The following is an 18847-nucleotide window of genomic DNA, read 5'->3' on the forward strand; positions in this document are numbered from 1 at the left end:
CTAACACCGTCCGCGCGCGGCGGTCAACGGTTGCGACGATCGGCGTGCGACGATCAGCTGCCGCCGGCGGCTTCCGCGAGCGCCTGGAGGCGCTCCTGCGCGATCGCGGCCTCCGGCGTCCCCGGGTACTTCCGCAGGACCTCCTGGTAGATCTCGGTCGCGTGCTCGGGGTTGTTCTGCGTCTCCTCGAGGCGCGCGGTGTCGATCATGTCGCTGGCGCCGCTGCCGCCGCAGCCCGTCAGCGCCAGGGCGAGGAGGAGGCCGCCCAGCAGGAGCGGCGCGCTCACGCCAGCCCCGACAGCCGCTTCATGCGGCGCACGAGCCCCTCGTCCTTGCGGCGCTCGGAGAGGATCTTGGTGATGTAGGCGCGCTTGAACGCCTGGCGTTGTGCGTGCGTCGTCACGATCGTCGGCACGTACTCCCAGCCCTCGTCCTGCTCGAACGGCTCGATCTCGCGGTGCAGGCGGAAGAAGTAGTCGGCGAGATCGGGATCGATGCCGAGGCGCTCGAACGCCTGCGCCAGCGGCGGGCGCTTGGCCGACGGGTTGATGAGGCCCTCGCCGGCGACGCCGCCCTGGCCGAGCCCGAGGGCCGCCTTGCCCATCTTCTCCTTGGCGCTCGTCGGCGGGCCGAGGTGGAACGCCGCGATCGCCTCCTCGGCGGGACAGTGCACGAGGTACCACGAGGTCACGTAGCGGCTCGCGATGGTCTCGGTGGGCGGCGTCCAGCGGAACAGCTCCTCGCGCGTGATGCCGAGCGCGCGCTCCGCGAAGTCGGCCCAGATCTCCATGTGGTTGCGCGTGAGGTAGCCGCCCGACTCGGTCGCGAACGCCTGCGCCACCGCGCGCAGCGCACGGCCGTCCGGGAGCCGCGTCATCTGGCCGGCGATGTTGCGGGTGGCGTCGAGGTGGATGAAGTCGCGCACCAGCTCCTTCGTCGCCTCGAGCGTCGCCTTGCCGGAGAGCACGAGCCCGAACGCGGTCTCGGCGGGGCGCGTGAGCTGGAGGCAGAACGCGCCCAGCTCCTCTTCCAGCTCCGCGTGCGTCTGCTCGTCCCCGGCCTGGAACGACTGCCCGGCGGGCGGCCAGACGAAGTCGGGCATGGGATAGGTGCCGGCGACGAGCTGGTTCCAGCTCTCGCGCATGCTCTGGTACACGAGCAGCCAGTGCTGGAGCGTCGTGCGCAGCACCTCCTGCTGGCTGCCGTCGACGGCCAGCTCGCGCACGATGTCCCACACCGGCTCGGTGACGAAGCCGCGGAAGTCTTCCCAGGCGCGCCAGTACGCGACCTGCTCGTCGGTGAGGTTCCAGGCGCGCTTCATGTACTCGGCCATGCCGCGCTGGCAGAGGAACGGCCGCTCGTCGCGCTGCACGTCGAGCAGCGCGCCCTCGCCGCCGAGCGCGGAGACGACGAAGCCCTCCTCGAAGCTGGAGAACTGGAAGTGCAGGCGGGTGTACGTCGCCTGCATGGTCTCGGGGCAGGCGTAGTGCGCCTCGAGCGCGTCGCGGTCGAGGCCGAAGGCTTCGGCGAAGCGGACGAAGAGCTCGAGCGCGGGCGTGGTCACCTGGTGGAAGCCGGTCTTGCGGTTCACCAGCTGCGAGAGCTGGATGAACATGCCGCGTCGCCGGCAGCGTGCGATCGCCGCCGCGGTACCCTGCGCGTCCTGCCGGACGAGCTGGTAGTAGTCCTTGATCCAGCGCCGCATCGCCTCGCGGTCGGCGCCACCGTTGCGGAGCGCGTCGGCGAGACCGGAGCCGAAGGTCGCGCCACGCGCCAGCGCCTTCAGCTCCTCGACGAACTCGTCGACCGGCTTCGCCGCCGCGGGGCGCTCGAAGGCGTAGAGCTCGAGGAAGTCGCTCTGGTTCGGAACCGGGGCGGCGGGGTTTCCAGGGTGACGCAGCACCTGAGCCATGCTCGGTCGCTAGCAAAGGTCGGCGAAGGCTGGCAACCCGCTCACCACTTCTCCCCGAACGGTCGCAGATCGACCTCGAAGGTCCATGCCGAGCGGTCCTGTCGGGCGAGGTGCCAGAAGGTCTCCGCGATGGCGTCGGGCCGCAGGAAGAAGTCGTTCGGGTGGTCGGGGAAGAAGCGGCGGGTCGTCGGCATGTCGATGACGCCGTCGACGATCACGTAGGCGACGTGGACGTTCTCGGGCCCGAGCTGGCGGGCGAGCGACTGCGCGAGGCTGCGCTGCGCCGCCTTGGCCGAGGCGAAGGCCGCGAAGCGGGCACCGCCGCGCAGCGCCGCGGTCGCGCCCGTCACCAGGATCGCGCCGCCGCCCGCGGCGCGCAGGTCGGGCAGCACGGCCTTGGCGCAGTGGAAGAGGCCGAGCGTATTCACCTGCCAGGCGGCCGTGAAGACGTCGTCGGTCAGCTCGTCGACGCTGCCGAAGACGGCGTTGCCGGCGTTCTGGCAGAGGATGCCGATGGGACCGAGGTCGCGCCGCACCTGCGCGATCGCGGCCTCGACGCTGGCGCGATCGCCGACGTCGCACGCGAAGGCGCGGGCGCCGGGGACGCTCTTCGCGAGCTCGGCCGACGTCTCGGTGGAGCGCGCCAGCATCGCGACCGGATGACCGCCCGCCGCGAAGCGACGGACGAGGGAAGCGCCGAGCCCGGGCCCGACACCGGTGACCACGCAGACGGGGTTCGCCATGCGTCGGGGGTAGGCGCGGGCGGCGGCCGTTGCAACGCCGCGGCTTGCCCCCGCGACGCGCGGCACAGTACGAGAACGCCCCATGAAGCTCGGTCTGATGGTCGGCTACTGGATGTTCGGTCCGATGAATCCCGTCCCGCTGGCGGTCGAGGCGGAGCGCCTCGGCTTCGACTCGGTGTGGACGGCGGAGGCCTACGGCTCCGACGCGATCACGCCGCTGGCGTGGATCGGGGCGCACACCGAGCGCATCAAGCTCGGGACCAGCATCCTGCAGATCTCGGCGCGCACGCCGGCGTGCGTGGCGATGACGGCGATGACGCTCGACCACCTCTCCGGCGGCCGCCTGATCCTCGGCCTCGGCGTGTCCGGACCGCAGGTCGTCGAGGGGTGGTACGGCCAGTCGTTCCCGAAGCCGCTCGGCCGCATGCGCGAGTTCATCACGCTGGTGCGCCAGATGCTGCGCCGCGAGGGACCGGTCGAGTTCCAGGGCCAGCACTACCAGCTGCCGCTCCAGGGCGGCGCGGGGCTCGGCAAGCCGCTGAAGCTCATCACGCGGCCGCTGCGCGACGAGATCCCCTTCTACCTCGGCGCCGAGGGACCGAAGAACATCGCCATGGCGACCGAGCTCTGCCAGGGCTGGCTGCCGCTCTACTACTCGCCGTACCGCCCCGAGGTCTACGCCGACGCGCTGGTGGACAAGCCGCAGGGGTTCGAGATCGCGGTGCCGGTCACGGTGAACGTGATGGAGGACGTCGCCCAGGCGCTCATCCCGGTGAAGTACATGCTCGCCTTCTACATCGGCGGCATGGGCGCGCGCGGCAAGAATTTCCACGCCGACCTCGTGCGCCGCTTCGGCTGGGGCGACGCGGTCGACAGGATCCAGGAGCTCTTCTGGGCGAACCGCCGCGATGAGGCGGCGATGGCGGTGCCGGACGAGTTCGCCGACGAGATCTCGCTCGTCGGCTCGCCGGCGCGCATCAAGGAGCGGCTGCAGCCCTGGAAGAAGAGCTGCGTGACGACGATCCTCGCCGGCACGACCGATCTGCACGCGCTGCGCGTGCTGGCGGAGGCGAACTCCTGAGGCTAGACGCGTAGGGGAGTCGAGGCGTCATGCGGTTCACGCAACTGTATCTGCAGAACTGGAGGAACTTTCTCCGGGTCGAGGTCGCACTGCGTGAGCGGATGTTCATCGTCGGCCCGAATGCGAGCGGGAAGTCGAATCTCCTCGACGCGTTCCGGTTTCTCCGCGACGTGGCCGAGCCGCGGGGTGGTCTGCAACAGGCCGTGCAGAGCCGCGGCGGCGTCTCGCGTATCCGCTCGCTTCATGCGCGCCGCTACCCGGACATCGTCCTGGACATCGGCCTGGAGCTCGACGGCAACCCCTGGCGCTATCGACTCGCGGTCGGCCAGGACAACGTCCGGCGCCCGATCGTCAAAGAAGAATCCGTGTGGCGGGGCGATCGGTGTCTTCTCGAGCGGCCTATTTCAGCCGACAGGGAAGATCCGGGCCGGCTGGCACAGACCCACCTCGAACAGGTCAACGCGAATCGCGAGTTCCGGGATGTCGCGACCTTTCTAGCGCAGGTGCGATACCTTCATATCGTGCCTCAGCTGATCCGGGATCCGGATCGCTACGTCCGGCCGAATGGCGGGCACGATCCGTACGGGGGCGACTTCCTCGAGCAGCTCGCGCGGATGCAGAAGGACCAGCGGCGGACGTTCGAGTCGCGGCTGCGCCGCATCAGCGATGCGCTGAAGGTCGCCGTGCCACAGCTCCGCGAGCTCAACCTCGAGCGTGACGAGACGGGGCGACCACATCTGCGGGGCCTCTACGAGCATTGGCGCCCGGATGCCGGCTGGCAGACCGAAGACCAATTCTCGGACGGGACGCTGCGCCTCCTCGGGTTGCTGTGGTCGTTGCTCGAGGGGGCGGGACCTCTTCTCCTCGAGGAGCCGGAGCTCTCGTTGCACGAAGCCGTCATCCGTCACCTTCCATCGATGATGTGGAAGGCAACGCGGAAGAGCCGGCGTCAGGTCGTCGTGAGCACGCACTCGGCGGCGCTGCTTTCGGACACGAGCATCGCTGCGCAAGAGGTCCTGCTTCTGCGTCCCACGCAGGAGGGTACGGCTGTCACCGTGGCCGCGGACAATGAGGAAGTCGGGGCGTTGCTCGAAGGCGGGCTGTCCATCGCCGAAGCGGTGCTGCCGCGCGTGGCACCCGCGCACCCCGAGCAGCTTCTCTTCCGGTTCGGAGAGTGAGGATGCATGGCCCCGTCACGCTGGTCGTGGAGGGTGCGACCGACGAAGCGGTAGCCAGGCGCCTACTGCGCGAAGCTCGGCTGGAGGCAGGTCCGGTGTACGGCAAGGCAGGGAAGCAGGCCCTCGATGCGCGGCTCGGGAGCTACAACCGCGCCGCACGGTTTTCGCACTGGCTGGTGCTGCGGGATCTCGATGAAGATGCCCCCTGTGCTCCGGAGCTGAGCCAGGCGCTTCTTCCTGCCCCCGCGCCGTACATGCGGTTGCAGGTTGCCGTCCGCGCGGTCGAGGCCTGGCTCATCGCGGACGGGGAGTCGTTGGGGACATTCTTGTCGGTTGCTCGTGCAAAGGTTCCCGACAGTCCCGAAACGCTCACGGATCCGAAGCGTGAGCTCGTGGAGCTTGCTCGCCGCTCCAGACGGCGCGCCGTTCGCGAGGCATTCGTACCAGCGCCGGGTGTATCGGCAGCCGTTGGCCCAGGCTACTCCGCCGCCCTCATCGAGTTCGCCTCGCGTCAATGGCGCCCCCGGATCGCCGCATCCCGTTCCGAAAGCCTCGCGCGGCTTCGACGCTACCTCCGTCAGGTATCCCAAAGCGAAGGGTGAGCTCAGGGGAGTTGCGGGGTCACTGCTTCCGCCGCACCGTCACGTCGGCGTGCTCGGCGTCGAGGCCCTTCTTGAGGAAGCAGCGGGCCGCCTTCGACTTCTTGAAGCGCTCCTCGAAGAACGCGACGGCCGCGGCCTGCGTCAGCACGTGCTGGCGCTCGGCTTGCATGAACGGAACGGTCGGCTCGGGGCCGGCGCAGGGGAGCTGGCAGCCGGTGAGGTCGCTGGCGGCGGCGGCCGGGCCGAAGGCGGCGAGGGTCGCGTCGAACTCCTCCTGGGTGATGCCGTCGACGGAGTTGCAGCCGATCCAGGTGTCGTAGTTCGTGTCCGACGGGAACGCGACGAGGCCGCTGAACGCGGTGTGCGTCGCGCCGGCGAGGTTCACCAGCGTGCGCGGCATGCGCGCCTTGTCGAACGTGCGGCCGGCGTTCTGCTCGAGCGGCGTGATGCGGTCGCCGTCGCCGGCGATGAAGAGGAGCGGCGGGCTGCGGCGCAGCATCTTCTTCGTCAGCGGGCAGGAGTAGGGCGCCATCACCATGGCCGCCTTGATGCGCTTGTCGCCGAGGATCGGGCTGTAGGTCGCGAGCAGCGTCGTCAGGCCGCCGAGCGACAGGCCCTGTGCACCGATCTTCTTCCGGTCGACGCCGCCGGCGAGCCAGCTCGAGCCGTCGGCCGACAGCGCCAGCACCTGATCGAGGACGTAGCGCAGGTCGCCTGGCTGGTTGACGACGTCGGGCAGGCGCGAGCCGCCGGGGACGCCGAGGTGCGACTGCGGGTAGTTCGGCGACACGACGACGAACCCGCGGCTCGCGAGCGGCACGCCGAGGTAGGCGGCGCCGTAGTTGACGTCGCCGTAGCCGTGGCTGTTGAGCACGAGCGGGAAGGGACCGCCCGCGGACAGCGGCGCGTTGGACGCGGGCTCGGTACCGCTGCCGCCGTCGGTCGGGTACCAGACGATCGTCTCGAGCGTGCGGCTCGGCCGCTCCGGCTCGCCGCCCCAGGCCGCCGTCGGGCGGCTCGTGTCGACGAAGGTGATCGTGCGCACGCCGACGCCGTAGCTTCCCGGCGCGAGGAACGCGCCCGTGGCCGAGCCCTTCGGGCACTTCGCCGCGGCGGCACCGCCGGCGAGGAGAGGAGCGAGGACGAGCGCGAAGGCGATGGAGCGGATGGACATGCGAGCGGCGTTCTCCCGCACGGACGGGCGCCGCGCAAGGTCGAAACGCTTGGCGGCCCGCGCCGCTCGTGCCATCACGGGCGCCGTCATGACGACGGTCTCCATGAAGGAACGCCTGAAGGTCCTCGCCCCCAAGGTCTCCAACTGGGGCCGCTGGGGCGCCGACGACGAGCGCGGCACGATGAACTTCGTCACCCCGGGCGTGCTGCGCGCCGCGGCCGCGTGCGTGCGCCGCGGCGCGGTCTTCAGCCTGGCGCTGCCGCTCGACGGCGACGGCCCGCAGTTCGGGCAGGGCGGCCGCGTGAACCCCGTCCACGTGATGACGTCGCTCTTCAACCCGATGAGCGCCGACCCCGAGGGCGTCCGCTACTCGGATGACTTCATCATGATGCCGCTCCAGTGCGCGACGCAGTGGGACAGCCTGGCGCACGTCCACTACGGCGGGCAGCTCTACAACGGCCACCCGATGTCGTCGCTGACGCCCGCGGGCGCGTCGCGCAACGGCATCGACAAGATGCGCGCGGGCGTCGTGTCGCGCGGCGTGCTGCTCGACCTGGCGCGCGCGCAGGGCACGGACCGGCTGGCGCCGGGGCAGGTGATCCGCCCGGCCGACCTCGAGGCCGCCGAGACGCGGCAGGGCGTGTGCGTCCGCTCCGGCGACGTGCTCCTCGTGCGCACCGGCCACATGCGCTGCTTCACCGTCGATCGCGACCGCGTCGCCTACATGCGGCAGATGCCGGGGCTCGGCGTGGACTGCGTCGAGTGGCTGCACGCGCGCGAGATCGCCGCCGTCGCCTCCGACACCAACATGGTCGAGGTGTATCCGCTCGAGGATCCGGCCGTGATGCTGCCGCTGCACATGCTCTGCATCCGCGACATGGGCCTCACGCTGGGCGAGATGTTCGACCTCGAGGCGCTCGCGGCCGATTGCGCCGAGGACGGCGTGTACGAGTTCCTGTTCTCCGCGCCGCCGCTCGTCGTGACCGGCGGCACGGGGTCGCCCATCAACCCGCTGGCGGTGAAGTGAGCGGCTCGGCGGCGCGCAGCCAGATCGACAGCGTGCCGCGCGCGCCGGAGAGCTCGAGGTAGACCGGGACGGCGCGCACGTCGGGCCGCGGCTGCGCGATCCAAAAGTCGAGGTGCGCCGGCTCCTCGTCGTTCTCGGGGTCGTCGTCGCCGGGCTTGCGGTCCCAGAAGCCGGCGACGGGGCGGACCTCGGCGCGGCAGCGGCGCGTCGGCCCGGCGTAGACGCCGTGGCGCGAGCGTTTCAGGTCGGCGGCGCCGAGGTCGCTGAGGACCATGTCGTAGCGCCGGCGGCCGTCGAAGACGTGCAGCGTGCCGCGGCAGTCGGTACCGACGGCCGCGAGGCTCGCCGTCAGCGGGTCCATGGTGCCCTGCTGGAGCGCGGGCGGGACCTGGGTGCGGTAGTCGTCCTCGGGGGGCGGCAGGACCTGCGCGCGCACCGTACCGCCGTCGTAGTCGATCGCGACCGAGCGCCTCTCGGAGCGGTACGCGCCGGACAGCCGATGGTGCTCGGGCTTCCAGGCGTCGCCCGTGATCGTGCCCTGCGAGCGTGCGTCGGCGTGCCACGGGAAGAAGTAGCCGATGACGCCCTCGGTCTGCATCCGGCTCTCCGTCTGGTAGCGCTCGCCCGCGATCCAGGCGCTGGTGCGGATCGCGAGGATGCTGACCGGGCCGTAACGGACGTCGTAGTCGAGCCGGACGCCCTCGGCCGCGAGGCACCGTCCGGCGAGCAGCGCCAGGACGACGACGACCAGACGGGGGACGGACCGTGCCACCCGTCCCTCGAAGCATGCGCGGCGGCGGGCGTCCAGTCGTCGTCGCGCACCTCGGGACTGCGTCCCCGCGATTTGCTAGCGTCGCCGGATGCCCGCGCAGCCCTGGAGCCGCTCCGCCCTCACCGCCTACGCGCGGCATGCCCGTAGGCGCTACGAGCGCGAGCTCGCCACGCTCGTCGAGCTACCCAGCGTCTCGGTCGACCCGGCCCGCGCCGGCGACGTCCGCCGCACCGCCGAGCGCGCCGCGGCCCTGCTGCGCGAGCTGGGCGGCGAGGCGCAGCTCCTCGAGACGGGCGGCCACCCGATGGTCGTCGGCCGCTTCGTGCGCGGCCCGGCCTTCCCGACGCTCACGGTCTACAACCATCTCGACGTCCAGCCCGCGAACGAGCCGGAGTGGCGCACCGATCCGTTCCGCTTCACCCGGCGCGGCGACCGCTACCTCGGGCGCGGCACGACCGACGACAAGGGGCCGGCGCTCGCGGCGCTGTTCGGCGCCGCCTACGCCATCGACGCCGGCGCCCGCACCAACGTCCAGTTCGTCTGGGAGCTCGAGGAGGAGATCGGCTCGCCCCATTTCGAGCGCACGATCCGCGCCCACAAGCGCCGGCTCGCGACCGACGCCGTCGTGGTCTCCGACACCATCTGGGTGTCGCGCGCCCGGCCGGCGTGCCCGGCGGGGCTGCGCGGCCTCCAGGGATTCCGCTTCACGCTGCGCACCGGCACGACCGACCAGCATTCCGGCACGACCGGCGGCGCGGCGCGGAACCCGATCGCCGAGCTGGCCGACCTGCTCGCCGCCATGCACGACGCGCGCATGGGCCGCGTGAAGATCCCCGGCTTCTACGACGGTGTCGTGCCGCCGACGCGGCGCGAGCTGGCCGACCTGCGGCGCGCCGGCTTCAGCGTCCGCGGCTTCATGCGCGACCACGGCTTCACGAGCCTGCGCAGCCGCGACGCGCTCGACGTCATGCAGCGTCTCTGGTGCCGGCCGACGTTCGAGGTGCACGGCATCGCCGGCGGCTATGAGGGGCCGGGCGTGAAGACGGTCGTGCCGCCCGCGGCGACGGCGATCGTCTCCTGCCGGCTCGTCCCCGACATGCAGCCCGAGCGCATCGTGCGGCTCGTGCGCGACTTCGCGCGCGCGCGCATCCCCGACGTCGTCGTGCAGGCGGAGCACGCGCTGGCGCCGTTCAAGGGCCACACGACGGGGCCGCACGCCGACGCCATCCGCGAGGCGATGCGCTTCGCGTTCGGCCGTACGCCGGTGTTCGTGCGCGAGGGCGGGTCGATCGGCGCCGTGGTGTCGATGGAGCGCGTGCTGAGGGCGCCCGTCCACTTCCTCGGGCTGTCGCTGCCCGAGCACGGCTACCACGCGCCCAACGAGCGCTTCGACTGGCAGCAGGCCGGCGGCGGGATCGTCGCGTTCGCGAAGTACGTGGAGGCGGTCGGCCGCATCGGCCGCTGACGCCGGCCGCCTCCGGGACCGCTCAGCGCTCGGCGTCGGCGACGATGGCGCGCAGGTCGGCGGCCAGACGCGCCAGCTCGTCGGCGGCGCGCGACGTGTCCCCGGCGCCGCGCGACGTATCGGCCGCCGCGGTCGCGACGCCGCCGATGTTGGCGGCGATGTCGACGCTGCCGCGCGCCGCCTCCGCGACGTTGCGGCCGATCTCGTTGGTGGTGGCGGTCTGCTCCTCGACCGCGCTCGCGATGGTGTTCTGGATCTCGTGGATCTGCGTGATCACCGCGCCGATCTCGCGGATGGCCTCGACCGCGGCGCGGGTGTCGTTCTGGATGGCGTCGATCTTCTGGCCGATCTCCTCGGTGGCCTTCGCGGTCTCCTTGGCGAGCTCCTTCACCTCGTTCGCGACCACGGCGAAACCCTTACCCGCCTCGCCGGCACGCGCCGCCTCGATGGTGGCGTTCAGCGCCAGCAGGTTCGTCTGCTGGGCGATCGAGGTGATCACCTTGATGACCTTGCCGATCTCGGCGCTGCTCTCGCCGAGCGCCGTGACCTTGGCGTTGGTGCCCTCGGCGACGCTCACCGCGGTGGTCGCCACCTGCGACGCCTCGCTCGCGCTCTTCGAGATCTCGCGGATGCTCGCCATCATCTGCTCCGTCGCCGTGGCGACGGACTGGATGTTGCGGCTCACCTCCTCGGCGGCGGCGGCGACGATGTTCGACTGCGCCGCCGTCTCCTCGGCGCTCGAGGACATCTGCTGACTCGACGCGGTCAGCTCCTCGGAGGCCGCCGCGACGGAGTGCGAGCTCTCGGTCATCTTCTCGACGATCGACTGGAGCTTCGTCGTGAAGGCGCGCTCGCGCTCCGCGGCGGCTCGCTGCTCGGTGATGACCTGCCAGGTGAGCATGGGGCCGAGGTAGGTGCCGCGGGCGTCGAAGATCGGGCTGACGAGCAGGTCGAGCGTCTCGGGGCCGACGGTGATGACCGCCGTGTGCGGCAGGTTCTTCGGGTCGGCCACGATCCGGCGCTGGTGGTTCGGCTCCTTGTGGAAGACGTCGAACGAGCGGCCCAGGATCTCGTCCGCCTTCACGGGGAGGTGGGCCTCGATCGAGCGCAGCGTCGCGAGCGACTTCGGGTTGACGTAGCGGATCGTGCCGTCGGGATCGGCGAAGATCACGTTGACGGGCGCGTTCTCCATCATGCTCTGCACGCGCGCCGCCTCCTCGGCGGCCTGCTGGCGCTCGATCGTCGCCGACACGAGCCGGCCGACTGCGCGCAGCGTGTCGAGCCGCTCCTGCGAGGGCGACAGCGTCTCGAGGGCGAAGAAGTCCATCGTGCCGACGACCTCGCCGCGCAGGACGATGGGGAAGCAGACGCCGGATCTCACCCCCGCGCGCTGCGCGTGCGGCGCCCGGCAGCAGTCGCGCATCTCGCCCAGGTCCTGCACGAAGTAGAGGTCGCGGGCGCGCCACGCGCGGCCCGACAGCCCTTCGCCCTCGCGGAAACGCGCCTCGCGCGTGACGGCGTGGAACTCCGGCGTGACGGTGCCGGACTCCATGCGGAATCGCAGCGCGCTCTCGCCGGCGTCGAGCGTCCAGTAGGAGCCGTACGCCCAGTCGAAGGCCGCGCGCACGGTGTCGAGGGCGGCCTGCACCGCCTCCTGCGTCGTCGTCGCCTGCGCGAGCGCTTCGACGACGGTGAGCACCGCGCGGGTGTTCTGCGTCGCGTCCGCGAGCGTCGCCTCGGTCTGTGCGGTTTCGAGCGTGCGGGCCGTGCGGCCGCGCGTGGCGGGCAGGGAGCGGGTGGAGGCCATTCGACGATTCTCCTCAGTGCTGGGGATCGGGCGGTCGGCGGGAGCCGAACGCGTCGTGCTGCGCGTGTAGGACGGCGGCCGTACGCTCGAGCGCGCGGAGCGCGTCGGCGGCGAGCGCGCGGGCGGCCGCCGCGGCGGCGGTCACGCGGCGGCGCAGCTCGTCCGCGCGCGGGTCGCCGGCGGGACCGGCGGCCTCGACCGCGGTCGCCACGGCGAGCAGACGCTCGCCGACGCCGGCGATCAACGTCGCGAGCCGCCCGCCGTCGTCGCCGAGGCGCGCGATGCGGATCTCGACGCGGCGGAGCGCTTCGAGCACGCCGTCGGGCGTCGCGACGACATCGTCACGACCGCCGGGCGACGGCGTGTGGGACGCGGCGGACATCGCGGTGTCGCACAGCAGGAAGCGTGCCCTTCCACACTGCGTATGCCCGTCGCGCGTCACGCGGCGCTGGCTGAGCGCGCCACGCGGGACCTGCGGCCGTGCGCGGCCTGCAGGTCGAGACATCTTGCCAGCTTGGAGGCCGTCCGCGCGCGCGCACCCGGCGCGGGGCGGCGGCTGGAGTCACCGCCCCGTGTGACCCTTGGCCCTCATGCGATGCTGCGTCGGGTGCGATCGACGACGCCGTGACGGAGGCGACGGCCGATTGGCGCCGTCGCCGTCAGACCTCGGCGTTGGCGACGATCTCGCGCAGGTCCGACGCGAGCCGCGCCAGCTCGCCCGCGGCACGCGACGCGTCACCCGCTCCGGCGGAGGTGGCCGCCGCGGATCCGGCGACGCCGCTGATGTTCTCGGCGATCTCGGCGCTGCCCTTCGCGGCCTCCGCGACGTTGCGCCCGATCTCGTTCGTGGTCGCGGTCTGCTCCTCGACGGCGCTCGCGATGGTGTTCTGGATGTCGTTGATCTGGTTGATGACGCCGCCGATCTCGCCGATCGCCTCGACCGCCGCGCGGGTGTCGTTCTGGATGGCCTCGATCTTCTGACTGATCTCCTCGGTCGCCTTCGCGGTCTCCTTGGCGAGCTCCTTGACCTCGTTGGCGACGACCGCGAAGCCCTTGCCGGCTTCGCCGGCGCGCGCCGCCTCGATGGTGGCGTTCAGCGCCAGCAGGTTCGTCTGCTGGGCGATCGAGGTGATCACCTTGATGACCTTGCCGATCTCGGCGCTGCTCTCGCCGAGCGCAGCCACCTTGGTGTTCGTGCTCTCGGCGACGCTGACCGCCGACGTCGCGACCCGCGCGGCATCGCCGGCGTTCTTCGCGATCTCCTTGATGCTGGCGGTCATCTCCTCGGTCGCCGTCGCAACCGTCTGGACGTTGCGGCTGACCTGCTCGGCGGCGGCGGCCACGACCTGCGCCTGGGATGCCGTCTCCTCCGCGTTCGACGACATCTGCTGACTCGATGCCGTCAGCTCTTCCGACGCCGCCGCGACCGCCTGGGAGCTCTCCGTCACCTTCTCGACGACGGTGCGCAGCTGCGTGGTGAAGGCGCGCTCGCGCTCCTGGGCCGCGAGAGCCTCGGTCACGACCTGCCAGGTGAGCATGGGGCCGAGGTAGGCTCCGTGGGCGTCGAAGATGGGGCTCACGAGCAGGTCGAGCGACTCCGGACCCACCCGTATGATCGCCTTGTGCGGCAGGTTCTTCGGATCGGCGATGATGCGACGCTGATGTGCGGGGTCGCGGTGGAAGACGTCGAACGACTGCCCGAGGATCTCGTCGGCCTTGATCGGCAGGTGCTGCTCGATGGCGCGCAGGGTCTCGCGCGACTTCGGGTTGACGTAGCGGATCGTACCGTTGCGGTCGGCGAAGATGACGTTGATGGGCGCGTTCTCCATCATGCTGTGGACGCGCGCCGCTTCCTCGGCGGCCTGCTGGCGCTCGATCGCGGACGAGACCAGCCGGCCCACCGCGCGCAGCGTATCGAGACGCTCTTCCGACGGGGACAGCGTCTCGAGCGCGAAGAAGTCCATCGTGCCGACGACCTGTCCGCGCAGGACGATGGGAAAGCAGACGCCGGACTTGACCCCGGCGCGCTGCGCTGCGGGCGCACGACAGCAGTCGCGCATGTCGCCGAGATCCTGAACGAAGAACAGGTCGCGGCTTCGCCAGGCGCGGCCGGACAGACCCTCGCCCTCGCGGAAGCGCGCCTCCTGCGTCACGCGCTGGAACTCCTCGGTCACCGTGCCGGACTGGGCGGCGAAGCGCAGCGCCTCCTCTTGCGGGACGAGCGCCCAATAGGAGCCGTAGGCCCAGCCGAAGGCGGCGCGGACGGTGTCGAGCGCCGCCTGGACGGCCTCGTCGGAGGTCGTGGCGCGGCCGATGGCCTCGACCACCGCCAGGACGGCCCGGGTGTTCTGCGAGGCCTCGTCGGCGGTGGCGGCGACGGACGAGCGCTCGAGAGTGCGGGTGGAGCGGGGACGCAATGCGCGGGGCTGGGCCATGCTCGGTCTCCTCAGTGGTTCGTCGACGCGGACGCCTGGGGCGCCGCGATGTCTGCGGGCTGGAGGGAAAGGATGGTCGCCGTGCGACGCAACGTGTGCATGGCGTTGAAGGCGAGGGCGCGCGCGTTCGCGGCCGACGTCGCGACGAGGCGCCGGATCTCGGGCGCATCGGGGTCGCCGGCGTGCGTGGCTTCGTTCGCGTGCGCGACCAGCGCCAGCAGGCGATCCGCGACGACGCCGAACAGCTCTGCCAGCAGCTGCCCGTCGTGCGCGAGCTCGGCGATGCGATGTTCCACGCGACGCAGGCCCGCGACCACGCCGTCCGGCGTCGCGAGCAGATCGTCCAGGGCGCGGGATGGCGTGGTGGGTGACACGGAGTCGTGCATGCAACGCGCCACAGCACGAAGCGTGCCCGAATGAAACGCGTGACGGCGTTCGCCGACGCCGAATCGCCGACGCCGGGTGCAACGATCCAGTCATCTCACTGGGTTGGAGCGACGACCTAGGGTGAATGACGTAGCCATGTCTGCGCGATTTCCGCGTATGGGACGCGCTGTATCGCGTAGCGGGACGACAGATAGAGAGTTCGCAAGTGTCCGTAATCCAGTGCCGAGTAGTTGACTGTATGGCGACGCTTTGGCGATGCTCCGAGTGCTGCATGGCGGGGCGACGGCACGAACCTGATGCGGATACGCGCCTCGCGGTCTGCGCCGCCTGGCCGGTCCTCGCGGCCGGCGTGTGCGCGCTGCTGTCGCGTCTGATCGCCGCATCGCTCTTCAAGTTGGAGGCGCCGGGCGAGGTGGCCGCGCACGCCGCGAGCGAACGACCGCATGTCGCGCTGCTCATCGAGGTTCCGGGCGGGGACGAGACGTCCTTCGCGACGCTCGTCACCGCCTGGGCGCGCGTCGCCCCCGTGATCGTGTTCGGCGCGCTGCCGGATCGTGCCGCCGTCACGCGGATGCTCGACGCCGGTGCGCGGGGCTGCGTCGCCGGCACGAGCGCGGTTGCGGATCTCCTCGAAGCGATCGCGCGGGCGCGGGCCGGAAAAGGCTACCTCTGCCCGACCGCGGCGCACCGCTTCGTGGGGCCGGGGAAATCGGCTGCGGGGCCGGCACGACCGCGTCTCACCGAGCGTGAGACGGAGGTGCTCCGGCTCCTCGGCCGCGGCCACACGAGCGGCCAGATTGCAGCGCGGTTCGGGCTCAGCGTTCGCACCATCCACACGCACCGCGCACGCATCCTGCGCAAGCTCGGCGTGCGCACGACGGCCGCGTTGGTACGCGCGGCCCTACGGGCCGGGTTGTTGGACCCGCGCGACGGCACCGTGCGGTAGCTCGAGATGGAACACGGTGCGTGTGCCCGGGACGCTCTCGTGGTGGAGCGCGCCGCCGAGCGCCGTGGCGATGGCGCGCGAAGTTGCCAGCCCCAACCCGACGCCGCCGCCGGTCACGGTGCCCGCGCTGCCCTTGGTCGTGAAGAACGGCTCGTAGATCGCGCGCGCGTGCGACTCCGGGACGCCCGGGCCCTCGTCCGAGACGCGGATGATCAGCCGCGTGTCCGTGACGCGCACGTCGACCTCCACCCGCGTCCCCCGCGGCGAGGCGTCGACGGCGTTCGCGAGGAGGTTGTGGAGGATCTGCCGGACGGTGTCTTCCGGTACCGTGATCGGCGCGTGCTCGCCGGCGTGCGTCACCACGACGGCGACCTCTCGCGCGGACGCCGCGGTCGCGACCAAGGCGACGACGTCGTGCACCGTCGCGTGGATCGAGATGGCCTGCGCTCGCCGCGCCTCCGGACGATAGAGATCGAGTGCCTGGCGTACGATGCGGGCGATGCGATCGATCTCCCGCGTGATCATCGGCAGGTAGCGCGCGTACCGATGGCTGGTGTCGACCGCGTGCTGGAGCAGCGCGAAGGCGTTCTTCAGGCCGGCGAGGGGGTTGTTGATCTCGTGGGCGATGCGCGCCGCGATGCGCCCGGTCGCCGCTAGCGTCGCGCTCTCGCGGAGCAGCGCCTCGGTACGGTGGCGCTCGCGCAGATCGTGCACGATCGCGGTGTAGAGCGGGCGTCCGCGGACCCGCGCCGCGCCGACCGACAGCTTCACCGGGACGTCGACGCCGTCGCGCGTCCGGCAGCGCAGCTCGCACGTGAGCGGGGGGCGATCGGGCATCGTCGACGCGATCCAGGCGTCGACTTCGGGGATGCCCCGCCGGCGCAGGTCCGGCGGCAGCAGCTCGCGTGCGTGCCGGCCGACGAACTCCGTGGCCGACCACCCGAAGAGGCGCTCCGCCGCCGGATTGAAGGTCTCGATGTGGCCGCTGCCGCCGAACGTGACGACGGCGTCCACGGCCGTTTCGAGGATCGCCCGCAGCCGCGCGTCGCGGTCGTCGAGCGCCTCCTCGGCGCGCCGGCGTTCGCTTACGTCCGTGAAGAAGGTGATGACGCCGTCGGCGGGTCCGTAGCGCCCGCGCCGCAGGGGCTGGGAGCTGACCGACAGCCAGACGCGCTGCCCGTCGCCGCGGCGCACGCCGTAGGTGGCCTGACAGGGCTGGCCCGTTCGCAGCGCGACGCTCGGCGGCTGCTCGTCGCCCGGTAGCGGCCGGCCTGCTTCCGTGACCGCGTCCCATCGGGTGTCGAACGCCGTGCGCCCGAGCAGCTCCGCGGTGCCGAGGTCGAGTAGGCGCTCGGCCATGGCGTTGCAGGCGGTGATCGTACCGTCGCTGGCGTGGACGACGATGCCTTCGGACACGCCGTCGACCACTTGACGATGCAGGAGCTCGCGGCGCTGCAGGGAGCTCTGGATGCGGCGCGCGTGCGTCATGTCGATGGCGGAGGCGACGATCTCGACGACGGCGCCGTCGCGGACGAGCGGCGTCAGCGTGAGATCGAGGACGACCGCGCGCCCCGTCGCGCCGGTCGGAGTCGGTTGGAATCGCACCGTCTCGCCGCCGGCGGCCTTGCGGACGGCGGCTTCGAGCCGTGCCCGTGCCGGGGCCGAATTGGCCCAGGGTCGAAGCGTCCAGCAGGGACGACCCAGCACGGCGTCGCGGTGCGTCCCGAAGCGGGCGAGCGTGGCGCGGTTCACTTCGCGGACGCGTCCGTCGGGCTCGAGCACTGCCGCGTAGACGCCCAGGCCGTCGAGGACACTGCGGAGTCGCGTGTCGGCGGCGTCCGCTTCCGGACGGTGCGGCGGTCCGGACGGGGCGCTGTCCGGCGCGCCGCTCGTCATCGCGGTCCGGGCTCGAGCATGGCAGTCAGGCGCCGGCGCAGCGCCGCGAGCTCCGGCGAGCGAAACGTGCGCCGGCTGCGCTCGAGGACGTCGACGGCGTCGACGACGGCATGCGTCATGCGTTCCAGCCGCGGGCAGCTGAGCAGCTGGCACGGCGCGACGCCGGCGGCCCGAGGGCGATCCTCGACGGCCGCCGCGAGGCGCGCGAGAACGGAGACGCAGTCCGCGATCATGGCGAGCGTGCGGGTGACGAAGACGCCGGTGTCCTCGCGGTCGCCCGGAGAGATCGGGGCGGCCGCGAGTGCCAGCAGGTGGCGCCGCAGCATCGCGAGGCCGCGCCCGCTCCGCGTGGTGGCCACGGCGCGTTCGACCTCGGCGGTCAGATCCGGAAGCTCGATCGGCTTGGTCAGGTAGGCGAGCACGGGCAGCGCGACCGCCTGCTGGGCCGACGAGAAGCTCGGATAGCCGGTGACCAGCACGACGCCCAAACCGTCGTCCCGCGCGCTCGCGGCGCGCACGAGGGCCAGGTCCTCGTTGCCGGGCATCGTGACGTCCGCGACCAGGACGTCGACCGGTTCGCCTTCGAGACGACGCAGCGCCTCGCCACCGTCCGCAGCGCCGGTACAGACGTAGCCCGCGTGGCGCAGCAGATCGCACGTCGACTCCCGGAACGTCGGCTCGTCGTCGGCGACGAGCACGCGCCCGCGGGACGGCTCGACGGCGATCACGCGGCGACCAGGCCCAGCTGGATGGCACGGCGGACGAGCGCTGCGGCGCCGCGGACGCCCAGCTTCGTCATGATGTTCTGCCGGTGCGTGTGCACGGTCCTCACGCTGAGGTTTCGGAGTCGAGCGATCTCCGGGTTGCTGAGGCCCTCCGCGAGCAGCTCGAGCACGTCCTGCTCGCGCTGCGTGAGCGGCGGTGTGCGCTCGGAGACGTCGTCGGTCGGCCGGCAGACGAGATCCGCCACCAGCGGGCAGAGGAAGCCGGTGCCGCGCGCGGCGCTCTGGATCGCGGCGAGCAGCTCGGAGAACGCCGCGTCGCGCGAGACGCATCCTCGGGCGCCGTGCTCGATCGCCTGGAGGACCTCACGTCGATCCCGGAACGGGGCGACGACGATCTGTGGGACCGCCGTGGCCCAGGCCGGTGACGGCTGCCGGTCGGTGAAGCGCTCGCAGACGACGATCGCCACGTCGACGTTCGGTGTCGTCGCCGCGTCGTCGAACGGCGCGTCTACGAGGGCGATGCCCGGCTCCTGGCGGAGCGTCGCGCCGATCGTCTCGCCGATGAGGCGCCGCGCGCTCACGACGGCGACGCGGATCGTGTCGTGCCCCTCTTGACTGCCCGACATCGTTCCATGCCTTCATGCGGGGCCGCCCGCGGAGCCTTCGGCTCGCGACCCGGCCCGGCCGCGCGACAAGG

General features: G+C 71.8%; 18 protein-coding genes. 6 read left to right on the forward strand and 12 right to left on the reverse strand.

Annotated elements, in window-relative coordinates; translation table 11 throughout:
- Window positions 1-53: 53 nt before the first annotated feature.
- The 3 genes from KIT14_07510 to KIT14_07520 are packed head-to-tail and all read right to left on the reverse strand — an operon-like array spanning window position 54 to window position 2655.
- Complete coding sequence (locus KIT14_07510; protein ID MCW5890385.1) at window positions 54-287, reverse strand: hypothetical protein; 234 nt, start codon at window positions 285-287, stop codon at window positions 54-56.
- Window positions 284-1912, reverse strand: a complete 1629-nt coding sequence (locus KIT14_07515; GenBank protein ID MCW5890386.1) for an iron-containing redox enzyme family protein — start codon at window positions 1910-1912, stop codon at window positions 284-286. Before KIT14_07515 ends, KIT14_07510 begins: the two co-directional genes overlap by 4 nt.
- 41 nt (window positions 1913-1953) lie before the next feature.
- Complete coding sequence (locus KIT14_07520; protein ID MCW5890387.1) at window positions 1954-2655, reverse strand: SDR family NAD(P)-dependent oxidoreductase; 702 nt, start codon at window positions 2653-2655, stop codon at window positions 1954-1956.
- A gap of 82 nt (window positions 2656-2737) precedes the next feature.
- Between KIT14_07520 and KIT14_07525 the strand changes: the two genes are divergently transcribed.
- The 3 genes from KIT14_07525 to KIT14_07535 are packed head-to-tail and all read left to right on the forward strand — an operon-like array spanning window position 2738 to window position 5516.
- A complete protein-coding gene (locus KIT14_07525; GenBank protein MCW5890388.1) occupies window positions 2738-3736 on the forward strand; it encodes an LLM class F420-dependent oxidoreductase in 999 nt (332 codons plus the stop codon).
- Window positions 3737-3765: 29 nt separating this feature from the next.
- Entirely contained in the window at window positions 3766-4914 is a 1149-nt protein-coding gene (locus tag KIT14_07530) for an AAA family ATPase (protein MCW5890389.1), read from the forward strand.
- 2 nt (window positions 4915-4916) lie between these two features.
- Window positions 4917-5516, forward strand: a complete 600-nt coding sequence (locus tag KIT14_07535; GenBank protein MCW5890390.1) for a hypothetical protein — start codon at window positions 4917-4919, stop codon at window positions 5514-5516.
- Window positions 5517-5535: 19 nt separating this feature from the next.
- Here the strand turns inward: KIT14_07535 and KIT14_07540 are convergent, their stop codons facing one another.
- Entirely contained in the window at window positions 5536-6690 is a 1155-nt protein-coding gene (locus KIT14_07540) for a hypothetical protein (GenBank protein MCW5890391.1), read from the reverse strand.
- Between the two features lie 103 nt (window positions 6691-6793).
- Here KIT14_07540 and KIT14_07545 point away from each other — a divergent pair, with 103 nt between their 5' ends.
- Entirely contained in the window at window positions 6794-7717 is a 924-nt protein-coding gene (locus tag KIT14_07545; protein MCW5890392.1) for a cyclase family protein, read from the forward strand.
- On the opposite strand, the gene KIT14_07550 is transcribed toward KIT14_07545, so the two are convergent.
- Entirely contained in the window at window positions 7695-8489 is a 795-nt protein-coding gene (locus KIT14_07550; protein ID MCW5890393.1) for a DUF3108 domain-containing protein, read from the reverse strand. The genes KIT14_07545 and KIT14_07550 overlap by 23 nt on opposite strands.
- An 88-nt stretch (window positions 8490-8577) precedes the next feature.
- On the opposite strand from KIT14_07550, the gene KIT14_07555 reads away from it, so the two are divergent.
- Entirely contained in the window at window positions 8578-9954 is a 1377-nt protein-coding gene (locus KIT14_07555; GenBank protein ID MCW5890394.1) for a M20/M25/M40 family metallo-hydrolase, read from the forward strand.
- A 22-nt stretch (window positions 9955-9976) separates the two neighbouring features.
- On the opposite strand, the gene KIT14_07560 is transcribed toward KIT14_07555, so the two are convergent.
- The 4 genes from KIT14_07560 to KIT14_07575 all read right to left on the reverse strand — a co-directional run bounded on the left by KIT14_07560 (window position 9977) and on the right by KIT14_07575 (window position 14582).
- Window positions 9977-11281: a PAS domain-containing protein gene (locus tag KIT14_07560; protein MCW5890395.1), complete on the reverse strand. Its 1305-nt coding sequence runs from the start codon at window positions 11279-11281 to the stop codon at window positions 9977-9979.
- A gap of 493 nt (window positions 11282-11774) precedes the next feature.
- Complete coding sequence (locus tag KIT14_07565; GenBank protein ID MCW5890396.1) at window positions 11775-12143, reverse strand: hypothetical protein; 369 nt, start codon at window positions 12141-12143, stop codon at window positions 11775-11777.
- Between the two features lie 277 nt (window positions 12144-12420).
- Window positions 12421-14196, reverse strand: coding sequence for a GAF domain-containing protein (locus KIT14_07570; protein MCW5890397.1), 1776 nt, complete (start codon window positions 14194-14196; stop codon window positions 12421-12423).
- Between the two features lie 11 nt (window positions 14197-14207).
- Complete coding sequence (locus KIT14_07575; GenBank protein MCW5890398.1) at window positions 14208-14582, reverse strand: hypothetical protein; 375 nt, start codon at window positions 14580-14582, stop codon at window positions 14208-14210.
- A gap of 272 nt (window positions 14583-14854) precedes the next feature.
- On the opposite strand from KIT14_07575, the gene KIT14_07580 reads away from it, so the two are divergent.
- The gene (locus KIT14_07580) at window positions 14855-15529 is read left to right on the forward strand and encodes a response regulator transcription factor (GenBank protein ID MCW5890399.1); all 675 of its coding nucleotides are present in this window, start codon (window positions 14855-14857) and stop codon (window positions 15527-15529) included.
- On the opposite strand, the gene KIT14_07585 is transcribed toward KIT14_07580, so the two are convergent.
- From KIT14_07585 to KIT14_07595, 3 genes are read right to left on the reverse strand one after another with little or no spacing between them, the layout of a single operon-like run.
- A complete protein-coding gene (locus KIT14_07585; protein ID MCW5890400.1) occupies window positions 15485-17425 on the reverse strand; it encodes a PAS domain S-box protein in 1941 nt (646 codons plus the stop codon). The genes KIT14_07580 and KIT14_07585 overlap by 45 nt on opposite strands.
- Entirely contained in the window at window positions 17422-18153 is a 732-nt protein-coding gene (locus tag KIT14_07590; GenBank protein MCW5890401.1) for a response regulator, read from the reverse strand. The genes KIT14_07585 and KIT14_07590 overlap by 4 nt, the downstream gene beginning before the upstream one ends.
- The gene (locus KIT14_07595) at window positions 18150-18776 is read right to left on the reverse strand and encodes a response regulator transcription factor (protein MCW5890402.1); all 627 of its coding nucleotides are present in this window, start codon (window positions 18774-18776) and stop codon (window positions 18150-18152) included. Before KIT14_07595 ends, KIT14_07590 begins: the two co-directional genes overlap by 4 nt.
- Between the last annotated feature and the right edge of the window lie 71 nt (window positions 18777-18847).

This window comes from bacterium (genome assembly GCA_026129405.1).
In the GTDB taxonomy this organism is placed as follows: Bacteria; Desulfobacterota; Binatia; order DP-6; family DP-6; genus JAHCID01.

What these genes read in the sequence shown, in the direction of transcription:
- KIT14_07515 (MCW5890386.1), bottom strand. Translation starts at nt 1,912, where the DNA reads ATGGCTCAGGTGCTGCGTCACCCTGGAAACCCCGCCGCCCCGGTTCCG.
- KIT14_07520 (MCW5890387.1), bottom strand. Translation starts at nt 2,655, where the DNA reads ATGGCGAACCCCGTCTGCGTGGTCACCGGTGTCGGGCCCGGGCTCGGC.
- KIT14_07525 (MCW5890388.1), top strand. Translation starts at nt 2,738, where the DNA reads ATGAAGCTCGGTCTGATGGTCGGCTACTGGATGTTCGGTCCGATGAAT.
- KIT14_07530 (MCW5890389.1), top strand. Translation starts at nt 3,766, where the DNA reads ATGCGGTTCACGCAACTGTATCTGCAGAACTGGAGGAACTTTCTCCGG.
- KIT14_07535 (MCW5890390.1), top strand. Translation starts at nt 4,917, where the DNA reads ATGCATGGCCCCGTCACGCTGGTCGTGGAGGGTGCGACCGACGAAGCG.
- KIT14_07540 (MCW5890391.1), bottom strand. Translation starts at nt 6,690, where the DNA reads ATGTCCATCCGCTCCATCGCCTTCGCGCTCGTCCTCGCTCCTCTCCTC.
- KIT14_07545 (MCW5890392.1), top strand. Translation starts at nt 6,794, where the DNA reads ATGAAGGAACGCCTGAAGGTCCTCGCCCCCAAGGTCTCCAACTGGGGC.
- KIT14_07555 (MCW5890394.1), top strand. Translation starts at nt 8,578, where the DNA reads ATGCCCGCGCAGCCCTGGAGCCGCTCCGCCCTCACCGCCTACGCGCGG.
- KIT14_07560 (MCW5890395.1), bottom strand. Translation starts at nt 11,281, where the DNA reads ATGGACTTCTTCGCCCTCGAGACGCTGTCGCCCTCGCAGGAGCGGCTC.
- KIT14_07565 (MCW5890396.1), bottom strand. Translation starts at nt 12,143, where the DNA reads ATGTCCGCCGCGTCCCACACGCCGTCGCCCGGCGGTCGTGACGATGTC.
- KIT14_07570 (MCW5890397.1), bottom strand. Translation starts at nt 14,196, where the DNA reads ATGGCCCAGCCCCGCGCATTGCGTCCCCGCTCCACCCGCACTCTCGAG.
- KIT14_07575 (MCW5890398.1), bottom strand. Translation starts at nt 14,582, where the DNA reads ATGCACGACTCCGTGTCACCCACCACGCCATCCCGCGCCCTGGACGAT.
- KIT14_07580 (MCW5890399.1), top strand. Translation starts at nt 14,855, where the DNA reads ATGGCGGGGCGACGGCACGAACCTGATGCGGATACGCGCCTCGCGGTC.
- KIT14_07585 (MCW5890400.1), bottom strand. Translation starts at nt 17,425, where the DNA reads ATGACGAGCGGCGCGCCGGACAGCGCCCCGTCCGGACCGCCGCACCGT.
- KIT14_07595 (MCW5890402.1), bottom strand. Translation starts at nt 18,776, where the DNA reads ATGTCGGGCAGTCAAGAGGGGCACGACACGATCCGCGTCGCCGTCGTG.